Origin of the sequence: Ruegeria sp. PrR005 (assembly GCF_010500245.1) — a bacterium.
GTDB lineage: Bacteria > Pseudomonadota > Alphaproteobacteria > Rhodobacterales > Rhodobacteraceae > Ruegeria_B > Ruegeria_B marisflavi.
The window spans coordinates 402,296-414,100 of record NZ_JAAGOX010000011.1 but is presented as its reverse complement, the minus strand read 5'-3'; the positions used below and the strand labels follow the sequence as shown (position 1 = coordinate 414,100).

Here is an 11,805-nt window from a genome sequence, read left to right as displayed (position 1 = left end):
CACTGTCAGATGGCGGTTTTCCGGGCGTCCGGCTGCGTCTTGCCGCCAATCGCGGGGCCGGCGCCGAACAGGCTGCGCCGACGCCGGTTCCAATCCGGGTAAAGCTGACGCTCGAAATAGCCCAGCACCGCCCCGGCGCAAAGCCAGGTGAACGGCGTCAGCGTGGCATTGAGCAGCATATCCGTCATCGTTGCGGCCAGAATGAGCGTAATCGGCGGCACGAAGCTCGAGATCTCCGCTGATTTTGCTTTGCGTGCATAAAGCGCCGCCATGATGATCGGCGCGGATAACAGGCCCATTTGCGCAATATAACCCAGCCAGCCAAAGGTGCCGAACACGATGATCCAAGCGCCATCCGGGACGGTCACGATCATGCCGGTTTCCGGGTCCAGCACCAGGTTCCGGCCCCAGCCGCCCCAACCGAACCAGGGTTTGGAATGGGCGCGGTCCAGCAGGAGTTCCTCATTGGTGAAGCGGAATTCCAGCGACTGGGCGCGTTCGGCGCTGATGCTTGCCGCCTTTTCCAGAATCGAGTCGAGCGGAATCAGGCCAAGATTGCGCAGGGCCGGATAGGCGATTGCCAGCAAGGCGATAATCAGGGCCAGGCGGATGATCGTATTGCGCCGCAGGAACAGCACCACAGGCACCAGCGCCACGCCATACATCAGCGCGGCAAGGCTCTTGCAGGCGTTCAGGACCAGCGCCAGATAGACCGTGGTCAACCCCCATTTCAGGCGCAGGCTGTCCTGCGAAACCCGTGTCAGCGCTGCGGCCGAGATCAGCGCGGTTGCCATGAAAAAGGCCAGCCACAGCCCGTGCGGCAGGAACACGATGGGCCGGAAACCGCCCTCGCGGATCATCTGATTGAAATCGTGCTGGAAGAACCCGTATACATAGATGTTGATCACCGGGGCAAAGGTGATCTCGAACAGCGACGGCAGGGAATAGGCCAGACCGGCGGCCGCCAGCGCAAGGATGATCGCCCGCAGACCTGCCTCGTCCGACAGATGCGCCCGGCCCAGAAAGAAGGGCAAGAGCACGATCACCTGCCCGATCATGATCGACAGAATGTCGCGCAGCCCGAGCCCGGGCACGACATTGGTGATGAACCGGATCGGCTCGCTGCCCGCCAGCACCTCAAAGATCAGCGGTTCGCGGTTGGTCAGCACGGTGGGCACGGCGCAGAGTACGAATCCCAGCAGCAACAGGCGCACAGGCCAGACCCGCGACCACATCGACACCGGTTGCCGCGCGATCAGCACGCAGCCCAGAAACGTGGCGAAGGAGGCGATCGAATCCTTGTTCATCGACGGGACCAGCGGCAGGTCGAACTCGGCCACCGGCGGCAGGATCAGATAGCCGCCAAGAATGCCCCAGATAATGGCACGTCTGACCGGCAGGCGCGCGAACAGGGTCACGCAGACAAGCGGCCACAGCATCAGCATCATATAGGCGACTGGGTTTGGCATTGAGGTCCGTCTGGCTGGTTCCGGTCGCAAACGCCGGTCGAACCTATCAGACCGGCAGGGATCTGTCCCGGGATAGTGCCCGAATGGGGCGATCCGGTGGCAGGAACGGCACGCTTTCGCAGCAAGACTTGGCATCGTGCCCGCGCATCCGCTAAGCAGGTCGCAACAGCAGGAGAGGCGTCAGGTGGAATTCGACTTCGGACCGTATCGCATCACGGTCAACATGCCGACACGCGCCGCGCTGATGGACGAGGTGCGGCGGCGGTTCCGCGCGGGCGAGGGGTTCGCGCTGGCAACGATCAACCTCGATCACCTGGTCAAGCTGGCCGACGACCCCGCCTTTGCTCGCACCTATGCGGCGCAGGATCTGGTGGTGGCCGACGGTCGGCCCATCGTCGCCCTGTCGCGGCTGGCCGGTCGCCCGGTCGAGCTGTTGCCGGGCTCCGATCTGGTGTTCCCGCTGGTAGAGCTGGCTGCCGCAGAGACTGTGCCGGTGGCGCTAGTGGGCAGTTCCGAACAGGCGCTGGCCGATGCCCGCCGGGTGCTCGAGGCGCGCGCGCCGGGCCTCCGCGTGGTCTGGACCCACGCGCCAGAATACGGTTTCGATCCCGGCGGCGAGGCGGCGGCGGCGATTCTGTCGGAACTGGCCGCGCGCGACGTCGGCCTGTGCTTTCTGGCGCTGGGGGCGCCGAAACAAGAGATGCTGGCGCTGCGCGGCCGCGAACTGGCGCCGGGCGTCGGCTTTGCCTCGGTCGGGGCGGGGCTCGATTTTCTCGGCGGCCATCAGATCCGCGCGCCGCGCTGGATGCGGCGGCTGGGGCTGGAATGGCTCTGGCGGATGCTCAGCAGCCCGCGACGCCTGGTGCCCCGCTATGCCCGCTGCGCCGCGATCCTGCCGGGGCAGGTCGCCGCCGCGCGCCGGTTGCGCCGCGCCGGTCGCTGATTAGAACCCGAACAGCCCGGCCTCGGTGATCGCGACCCGCACGAATTCATCCCGGTCGGCGCAGGGATGCCAGCCCAGGTCGACCTCTGCCCGGCTGTTGTCGAAGGCGGTCAGATGCGCCCGCGACAGCCAGTCCGCCCGCGACGGCCGGGTCAGCCCGCTCCGCCGCAGCACCCGTGACTTGAGCTGGTGCTTCACCGCATCTGCGGCATACATCAGGTGCAGATTGCCGGAACTGACCTTCAGCCGCGCGCCCAGAGCATCGTGAATCGCGTCGAAATAGTCCCGCCCGCTCATCAGCGGCGGACCCACAAGGTTGAAACTGCGCCCCTCGATCCCCTCGGTCTCGGCGCAGCGGATCAGCCCGTCGACACAATCGCCGATCAGCACGAAGGGCAGCGGATTGCGCCCGTTACCCCAGAGCCGCACCGCCCCCGCGCCATGCCAACGCCCGATGCCCCAGTGTTGCAACGGCCCGCCCGCGCCCACCACAATGCCGGGCCGGGCGATCACCAGCGGCAGACCGTGCTGCCGGTGCAGCGCCATCAACCGGTGTTCGCATTCCGCCTTGGACCGGGCATAAAGATTGCGCTCCTCCATCTCGTCGGGCAGGGGCGTGTCGTCGGTGATCCGCCCCTTGGGGTCGGACATGTCGAAACTGGCGATGGTGCCGGTATAGACCAGCCGCCGCACCTTCGCCGCCAACGCCGCCCGGCCGATCCCCTCGGCCACGGCGACATCGTTCTTCAGGCAGTCTTCCCAGCTGGTATCGGTCGAACGGGCGAGGTTATAGACCGTGTCGATCCCCTCCATCGCGCGGGTCAACCCCTCGGTATCCGTCAGCGACAGCGAGACCGTTTCAACCGCGTCTGGCAGATCGGCAAACGGCCCCCGCCGCCCGCGCGAGACGACGCGCACATCGGTGCCGCGCGCCACCAGTTCGCGGGTCAGCGCCCGGCCGATGAACCCGGTGCCGCCGATCACCATCGCCTTTGGCGCCGGTTTCCGGGTTGCGGCGGGAACCGTCGCCACCGGCCAGTCGCAGCGGGCCATCACATCGTCGAGCGTGGCCATCACGGCCACTGCCGAAGCGCCCGACCAGCGCGGATCGGCCCCTTCGCCGCGCGCCAGCGGCCCCCAGACGCCGCGCGCCAGCCCGCTGAAACTCAGTGCATAGGGCGACTTGCGATTGAGCGACGCAAGTTGACGCGCGGCATTCACCACGCCTTGCCCCAGATGCTGCCCCGACAGTGACACTTGCCGCCAGAGCGGGTTTGCCACCAGATCGGCGGTGTTTTCACCGTCGATCACCAGCGTATCGGCGGCCAGGTCCAACCGGGCGCGGGCCGAAGACCCGCGCACCGTCACCGAGCGGTCATCGACCGTTTCGACCAGCGACAGGGTCAGGGTCAGGTCAACCGATCCGGCCCGCGCCAATATGCGCCAGCCCTGCGGGCGCGTGCCCGCACCGGGCAGGGCAACCGGCTTGCTCAGCTCCAGATGCTGGATCTCGACCGTACCGAACAGATCCTGCGCCAGGCTCACCAGATGCGGCCCAAGCTCCAGCAGCAGATTGCGGGTCTCGCGCAGCGGCCAGATGCCATAAGGCCCCGAGCGCAGCGGCGCGAAGGGATAGCACCAGCGGATCTCGGCGCCCGAGACCCGCCCCAGACGCCCGCGCCGCATGTCGCGCTTCAGCCGCTCGTAACTCGGCAAGCCAAGGAAGTTGTGCCCGGCGTGAAACCGCCGGTTCGCGGCCTGCGCCGCCGCCTCGATTTCCTGCGTCTGGGCGGCGTTCAGCGCCACCGGCTTTTCCACCAGCACATGCAGGCCCGCCTTCAGGCATTGCAGCGCCAGCGGGTGATGCTGGTCGGGGGGCGTCAGGATATGCACCCCGTCGCAGACCCCGGCGCCGATCATCTCCTCGGCGCTGGCAAAGGCGCGCGCGCCATGGCCATTGGCCAGCCCCTCGGCCAGATCCAGGTTGGGGTCGCAGACCGCGCTCACCGTTACCTCGGGCGCGGCGCGCAGGGCGTCCGCGTGCCAGCTGGCGATATATCCGGCGCCGATCAGGCCGATGCGAAGGGGGGGGCGGGTCATAAGCGGCTCACTGATACTCGATGATTTCGGGGCTGCGCCGGGCCAGCCGGGTCAGCCAATACTTGCCCATCCCCAAGAGGTTGGGAAACTTGGACAGGGTGAGGAAGACGGCCTGCGCGCGCGCCTCGCCGGGTGCCATGCCTTCGGTTTGCAAGCCACGGGCGCTGCGCTGCCAGGACAGGGCATAAAGGGCGGCCACCAGCACAGGCACAACCGGGCCATGCGCCGCGCCGATCAGGGCGATCAGCGGCAGGATCAGGCCATAGGCCAGCACCCGGCGCCGCTCGGCCCGGAAATGGCCGGGATGCAGCGCGCCCACCTGGGCAAAGCCATGCCCGGCCCGCACCGCCCGCCGCCACCATTGGCCAAACCGGGTGATCGCGGCGTCGTGGCGGGTCATTTCCAGCGGCAGCCGTTCCAGCGCCCATCCCGCCGCGGCCAGGCGCAGACAGAAATCGTCATCCTCGGCGGCGATCACGGCGGGGTTGAACCCGCCCACCTGCCGGAACGCCTCGGCCCGCACCATCATGTCACCGCCGCAGGCCCGGATCGGCCCGGCGGGACGGCGCCATTCATGGTCGCAGATGCGGTTGTAAAGGCTCGCCTCGGGCGCGATCTCCGCCCGCCAACCGGTGACAAGGCCAAGGCTGATGTCCTGGCTCAGCCGCGCCTCGGCGGCGGCCAGCCAGCCGGGCACCAGGGCGCAATCGCCGTCGATGAACTGGACAAAAGGCGCCGGGTCGTCGGCCTGCGCCGCCTCGAACCCGGCGTTGCGCGCGCGGGCGGCGCTGAACGGCACCGACATGTCCAGTTCCACCACCCTGGCTCCGGCGGCGCGGGCGGCGGCGACACTGCCGTCGGTCGAACCCGAATCCACATAGACCAGCCGCCGCGCCTGTCCTTGCGCGGACCGTAGGGCGCGTTCCAGCCGCGCCCCCTCGTTGCGGCCGATCAGGACCAGGTCGACGGCCGCGCTCATCCCGCGCCCCCGGCCAGTAGCGCCTCGAACTGGTCGCACGAGGTTTCCCAGGTAAAGCCCGATGCGCGGGCATGGCAGGCATCAGACATGGCGCGCCAATCCTCTGGTGAAAGGTCAAGGATCGCCTCTGCCCCCTGCACCAGTCCACTGACATCGCCTGCATCGCACAACTGCCCGGTCTGTCCCGGCTCGATCAGGTCAAAGGCCGCGCCGACACGGGTGCCTACCACCGGGCAGCGCGAGGCCATCGCCTCCAGCATCGGCAGGCCGAAGCCTTCGGAATGGCTGGGACACAGCCACAGGTCGCAGCGGGCATAAAGTGCCGGGATCTCCGCCTGGGCGGGGCGCAGGTGAAACGCGGCCCCCTCGGGCAGGGCATGCTCGGCGGCCAGCGGTTCGGCGCCAAAGACAACGATCCCCAGATCCGGATAGCGTGCGCGCAGGTGGTGCAGCGCCGCGATCGCCTCGCCCGCGCCTTTCAGCGCGCCCTGACTATAGACAAACCCCACGACTGGGCTGGCATTGCGGTTGCGCCCGGGCGTGGCAAAGGAGGCATGGTCGATGGCATTGGGCACCACCGGCGGGGCAGGCAGCCCGTATGTATCCGCCAGCATCCGCGACAGCCATTGCGACACTGCGATCTGCCGCAAGGGCAGGTAATAGGTCGCGCGCGAGATCTGCCAAGGCAGAAAGTCGAACACCTCGTGGCCCTGCACGAAGTAGAACCCGCGCCCCTTCTCGGGCGGCAGGGCGGCTGCGGCAAAGGCGGTTTCCCACCAGGTCGCCACCACCGCGTCACCATCGGGAATATCCCCGGCATCGAACAGGAAATCAGAGCGGCGCCCCTCGATCACCGGCACGCCCAGACCCTCGAAATGTCCGGCTGTCTCTGCCGGTGCCGACACTTGACCGCGCAGCAGGGCCCGCAGCCTTTGCTGCCGACTAAGGCGGGCCTTGGCTGGGGTCACGATCGTCACCTCGTGCCCGCGCGCGTGCAGCACCCCGGCATAGACCGCGATCACGCGCAGGCCACCCGAAAGGTTGGAGCGGGGACTGAGGAACGTGATGCGCAAGCGGTCTTCTCCTTCTGGTCTGCCGATGCCCGCCCGACCCGTTTTTCCTGGCACGCGGCCGGGAAGCTGCACGCGGATTTCGGCGCAGGGCGGGGATTAACCGTCCCAATGGACAGTATTGCGTCGGGACCATGGCGCAACCGGGGCAGAGGGCGATTTTTTAATTTGACACGCGAATTAAATATGAGACAGTCGGTTCAGAGTTGGGAGGTCACATGTTCATCGGTTTGGATCTGGGCACATCCGGGGTGCGGGCCGTGCTGGTACGCCCGGACGGCAGCGTTCTGGACAGCACCGAGTCGGGGCTGCGCGCCCGCCATCCGGCCCTGGGCTGGAGCGAGCAGGACCCCGCCGACTGGGTATCGGCGGCGCGCACTGCCCTGGTCTCGCTGGCACAGCGCCACCCGCTGGCGATGGAGCGGGTCGCGGGGCTCGGCCTGTCGGGGCAGATGCACGGGGCGGTGCTGCTTGATGCGGGCGGGGCGGTGATCCGGCCCGCGATCTTGTGGAACGACAGCCGCAGCTTTGCCGAGGCGGCGGAACTGGACGCGATGGCGGATGTGCGGGACCTCTCGGGCAACATCGTGTTCCCGGGCTTCACCGCGCCGAAACTGCTCTGGCTTGCCCGGCACGAGCCAGAGGTCTTTGCCCGCGTGGCCAAGGTGCTCCTGCCCAAGGATTACCTGGCCTGGTGGCTGACCGGCGTTATGGGGTCCGAGATGTCCGACGCCGCCGGCACCGCCTGGCTGGATGTGGGCGCGCGCGACTGGTCCGACCGGCTGCTCAAGGCGGGCGGGATGCGCCGCGACCAGATGCCGGACCTGCGCGAGGGGACCGGGAATGTGGGGCCTCTACGCCCCGACCTTGCCGCAGACCTGGGCCTGCCTGATGGGGTGCAGGTGGTGGCAGGGGGCGCCGACAATGCCGCCGCCGCCTGTGGCGTGGGCGCATTGGCCGAGGGTGACGGCTTTGTCTCGCTGGGCACTTCGGGCGTGCTGTTGGCGGCGCGAAACGGGTTTTACCCGGACCCTGCCAGCGCGGTGCATACCTTCTGTCACGCGGTGCCGGGGCGCTGGTACCAGATGGGCGTGATCCTGGCCGCGACCGACAGCCTGAACTGGCTGGCGCGGATCACCGGAGCCGAGGCCGCGACCCTGACGGGCGAGCTGGGCGCGCTGGGCGCGCCCGGTCCTGTGCGGTTCCTGCCGTATCTCTCCGGCGAGCGGACGCCGCATAACGATGCCGCCATGCGCGGCGCCTTTCTGCATCTCGACATTGCGCAGGACCGCACCGACCTGACCCGCGCCGTGGTCGAAGGCGTGAGTTTCGCCCTGCGCGACAGTCTCGACGCCCTGCGCGCCACCGGCGCCGATCTGCCGCGCCTTCTGGCGATCGGTGGCGGTACTCGCTCGCGCTACTGGGTGGAACTCTTGGCCACCGCTCTGGGCCTGCCGCTCGACCTGCCCGAACAGGGCGATTTCGGCGCAGCGCTTGGCGCCGCGCGCCTGGCCATCTGCGGCGTCACCGGGGCCGACCCGGAACAGGTGATGACCCGCCCTGACATTGCCGAAACCATCGACCCGCGCGCCGATCTGGCAGAGGCCTATGCACAGGCCCATGCCGATTTCGCCGCCACTTACCCCAAGCTGAAAGTCCTGCCATGACCGAGTTCTTCGCCGATATCGCCCCTGTCCGTTACGAGGGGGCAGACAGCGCCAATCCGCTGGCCTTTCGCCACTATGACCCCGACGAGATGGTCATGGGCAAGCGGATGGAAGATCACCTGCGCTTTGCCGTGGCCTATTGGCATTCCTTCGCGTGGGAGGGGGGCGACCCGTTCGGCGGCCAGACCCTGATCCGTCCCTGGCAGCCGCAGGACGACATGGCGCGCGCCAAGTTGAAGGCCGATGCTGCGTTCGAGATGTTCGATATCCTGGGCGTGCCCTATTTCTGCTGGCACGATGCCGATATCCGCCCCGAAGCCGCGACCTTTGCCGAAAGCTTGAGGAACTTCGAGGAAATCATCGACTATTTCCTTGCAAAAATGGAAAACCGCAAGACCCGCCTGCTGTGGGGCACTGCCAACATGTTCAGCCACCGCCGCTGGATGGCGGGCGCCGCGACCAACCCGGATCCGGACGTGTTCGCTTATGCCGCCGCGACGGTGAAGGCGTGCATGGACGCCACCCACCGGATGGGCGGGCAGAACTATGTCCTCTGGGGCGGGCGCGAGGGGTATGAGACGCTGCTCAACACCGACATGGGGCGCGAACTGGATCATATGGGCCGTTTCCTGAACATGGTCGTGGATTACAAGCACAAGATCGGCTTCAAGGGCGCGATCCTGGTCGAGCCGAAACCGCAGGAACCCTCGAAACATCAATACGATTTCGACGCCGCCACCTGCATCGGCTTCCTGCGAAAATACGGGCTGGAAGGCGAGGTGAAGCTGAACCTGGAGCAGGGCCACGCAATCCTGGCCGGGCATTCGTTCGAACATGAGATCGCGGTGGCCGCGGCCGAGGGCATGCTGGGCTCCATCGACATGAACCGCAACGATTACCAGTCGGGCTGGGATACCGATCAGTTCCCAAATAACGTGCCCGAGGTGGCGCTGTGCTATTACCATATCCTGCGGGCGGGCGGGTTCAGCACCGGGGGCACCAACTTTGACGCCAAGCTCCGGCGCCAGTCGCTCGATGCAACCGACCTGATCGCGGCCCATGTGGGCGGCATGGACATCTGCGCGCGCGGGCTGAAAGCTGCCGCTGCGATGATCGAGGACGGCGGATTGGAGGCCGCGCTGCGCGACCGCTATGCCGGTTGGGACAGCGACCATGGGCAGGGCGTATTGGAGAGCGATCTTGACAGCCTCTTTGCCCGGGTGCTGGCGGGCGAGATCGACCCGCAGCCTCGCTCGGGCCGGCAGGAGGTGCTGGAAAACCATGTGAACCGCTTTGTCTGACCGGGGCGGTATCCGGCGGCACGTGCTGGAGGAGGGCGACGTTTCGGTCGCGATCCTGAACCGGGGCTGTATCACGCAGGACTGGCAGGTGCCGCTGCGTGGCGCCCGGGTACCGGTGGTGCTGGGCTATGCCGACCCGGCCGGTTACGCCCATAACCCCCGCAGTCTGGGGATCATCGCGGGCCGGGTGGCCAACCGCATCTCGGGCGCGGGCTTCACTCTGGACGGGGTGCGCTATGACCTGCCCGCCAACGAGGCGCCGAACCATATCCACGGCGGGCCTCAGGGGCTGCATGCGCGCCTTTGGGAGATGGAGGCGGACGGCCCCCGCGCCGTGCGGCTGACGCTGGTGTCCCCACATGGTGAGGGCGGATACCCCGGGCGGCTCGACCTGACGGTGACGATCCGGCTGGAGGGTGACGCGCTCACCTATGACATGCGCGCTGTCAGCGACCGGCCGACCCTGCTGAACCTTGCGCAGCATTCCTATTATTCGCTGGGAGCCGAGACCTGCCGCGATTTCCGCGTGACCCTGCCTGCCAGCCGCCATACCGTCAACGATGCGGCCAAGATCCCGACCGGAGAGATCGCTCCGACGACGGGGCAACTTTTCGATTTCCGGACCGGGCGGCGCATATCCGAGGCGGACCCGGACACGCAGGGGCTGGATATGAATTTCGTACTCGACCGGGGGCAGGCGCGGGTGACCGGCAACGGGCTGGTGTTGGAGATCGAGACCGACCAGCCCTGCCTGCAACTCTATACCGGCCAATACCTGGGCGCGCTGCATTCTCCCTTGCCGGGCCAGCGCCACGCGCCCTTTTCGGGCCTCTGTCTGGAGCCGCAGGGCTATCCCAATGCAGTGAACACGCCTGGCTTTCCCTGCCCGCTGGTCACCCCCGATCACCCCTACCGCCAGCGCACGACAGTGCGCATTCGCGAACAGGACGCGGCATGAAGCGGCTGATCGTACTGCTGAGCATCGCGGCCAGTCCACTGCTCGCCGAACCGCTGCCGCGCGCCGATGCGGTCTTTGCCGAACCCGGGATAGAGGCGGTACGGCTGGGGCAGCTTCTGTTCTATGACCCCATCCTCAGCGGCAACCGGACTGTCGCCTGTGCCAGTTGCCACCATCCGCGGTTTGGTACCTCGGACGGGGTGTCGCTGGGCCTGGGCGACGGCGCGCTGGGGATCGGCCCGGACATGCGCCTCGACCCGGAAAACCCGCCCGAACAGCGCATCCCGCGCAACGCGCCGGCGCTGTTCAACCTCGGCGCCGAAGAGTTCACGCATTTCTTTCACGATGGCCGGCTGGAAAGCGACCCGACACGCCCCTCGGGCATCCGAACGCCGCTGGGTGCCGATATGGAGCAGGGCTTCGCCTCGGCGCTGGCCGCACAGGCGATGTTCCCGGTGCTCTCGGGCGACGAGATGGCGGGGCATTACTCGGAAAACGACGTGGCCCAGGCGGTGCGGCAAGGCAAGCTCACCGGCCCAGGCGGGGCCTGGGCGATCCTGGCGGCACGGGTCGAGTCGATCCCCGACTACCGCCGCGCCTTTGACGCGGTCATCGGGCCGCGCCCGGTGACATTTGCCGACATTGCCAATGTGATCGCCGATTTCATGGTGTTCGAATGGCGTGCCGATGACAGCCCGTTCGACCGCTATCTGCGCGGGCAGGGGGATCTGCCCGAAGCGGCGAAAGCGGGGATGGACCTCTTCTATGGCAAGGCGCAATGCGCGACCTGCCACGCGGGCCAGTTCCAGACCGATCACGGGTTTCACGCCATCGCCATGCCGCAGATCGGGCCAGGCAAGGCGGCCCGGTTCGAGCGTCACAATCGCGATATCGGGCGGATGCGGGTAACGGGCGATCCGGCCGACGCTTATGCCTTCCGCACGCCGTCGCTGCGCAATGTGACCGCAACCGCGCCCTATGGGCACAGCGGCGCCTTTGCCAGCCTGCGCGCGTTGGTCGAACACCATCTGGATCCGGTGGCCAGTCTCACGGCCTATGACATCGCCTCGGCGCTCTTGCCGGGGGGTGGTTTTGTCAGTGACCGGGCAGTTCTGGACGACGCGGCAGAGAGAGCGGCAATCGCCGCTGCCAACCGGTTGGAGCCGATAATGCTGACCGAAGCGGAGGTCGACGCGCTGCTGGCCTTTCTCGGCACGCTGACCGATCCGGTGGCGCTGACCGGGCGCCTTGGTATTCCGGATAATGTCCCCAGCGGGCTCAAGGTGCCAAGATAGATTTTTCGTCGAAAAATCTTTGC

At 67.4% G+C, this 11,805-nt stretch carries 9 protein-coding genes; 5 read left to right on the top strand and 4 right to left on the bottom strand.

Annotation, left to right across the window (positions count from 1 at the left end; genetic code table 11):
- Positions 1-5 precede the first annotated feature (5 nt).
- Complete coding sequence (locus tag G0P99_RS08535) at positions 6-1,469, bottom strand: hypothetical protein (protein ID WP_164128952.1); 1,464 nt, start codon at positions 1,467-1,469, stop codon at positions 6-8.
- Positions 1,470-1,653: 184 nt separating this feature from the next.
- Between G0P99_RS08535 and G0P99_RS08530 the strand changes: the two genes are divergently transcribed.
- Positions 1,654-2,412, top strand: a complete 759-nt coding sequence (locus tag G0P99_RS08530; protein ID WP_164128951.1) for a WecB/TagA/CpsF family glycosyltransferase — start codon at positions 1,654-1,656, stop codon at positions 2,410-2,412.
- Here the strand turns inward: G0P99_RS08530 and G0P99_RS08525 are convergent, their stop codons facing one another.
- From G0P99_RS08525 to G0P99_RS08515, 3 genes are read right to left on the bottom strand one after another with little or no spacing between them, the layout of a single operon-like run.
- Positions 2,413-4,512 carry an NAD-dependent epimerase/dehydratase family protein gene (locus G0P99_RS08525; protein ID WP_164128950.1) on the bottom strand — a complete coding sequence of 700 codons (2,100 nt, stop codon included), beginning with the start codon at positions 4,510-4,512 and terminating at the stop codon, positions 2,413-2,415.
- A 7-nt stretch (positions 4,513-4,519) separates the two neighbouring features.
- Positions 4,520-5,491, bottom strand: a complete 972-nt coding sequence (locus G0P99_RS08520) for a glycosyltransferase family 2 protein (RefSeq protein WP_164128949.1) — start codon at positions 5,489-5,491, stop codon at positions 4,520-4,522.
- Positions 5,488-6,564, bottom strand: a complete 1,077-nt coding sequence (locus G0P99_RS08515; protein ID WP_164128948.1) for a glycosyltransferase family 4 protein — start codon at positions 6,562-6,564, stop codon at positions 5,488-5,490. Before G0P99_RS08515 ends, G0P99_RS08520 begins: the two co-directional genes overlap by 4 nt.
- 215 nt (positions 6,565-6,779) lie before the next feature.
- On the opposite strand from G0P99_RS08515, the gene xylB reads away from it, so the two are divergent.
- The 4 genes from xylB to G0P99_RS08495 are packed head-to-tail and all read left to right on the top strand — an operon-like array spanning position 6,780 to position 11,782.
- Positions 6,780-8,228 (top strand): xylulokinase, encoded by a 1,449-nt coding sequence (gene xylB, locus G0P99_RS08510; protein ID WP_164128947.1) that lies wholly within the window; start codon positions 6,780-6,782, stop codon positions 8,226-8,228.
- Complete coding sequence (gene xylA, locus G0P99_RS08505; protein WP_164128946.1) at positions 8,225-9,529, top strand: xylose isomerase; 1,305 nt, start codon at positions 8,225-8,227, stop codon at positions 9,527-9,529. The genes xylB and xylA overlap by 4 nt, the downstream gene beginning before the upstream one ends.
- Entirely contained in the window at positions 9,522-10,487 is a 966-nt protein-coding gene (locus G0P99_RS08500; protein WP_164128945.1) for an aldose epimerase family protein, read from the top strand. The genes xylA and G0P99_RS08500 overlap by 8 nt, the downstream gene beginning before the upstream one ends.
- The gene (locus G0P99_RS08495; protein WP_164128944.1) at positions 10,484-11,782 is read left to right on the top strand and encodes a cytochrome-c peroxidase; all 1,299 of its coding nucleotides are present in this window, start codon (positions 10,484-10,486) and stop codon (positions 11,780-11,782) included. The genes G0P99_RS08500 and G0P99_RS08495 overlap by 4 nt, the downstream gene beginning before the upstream one ends.
- The last annotated feature ends 23 nt before the right edge of the window (positions 11,783-11,805 follow it).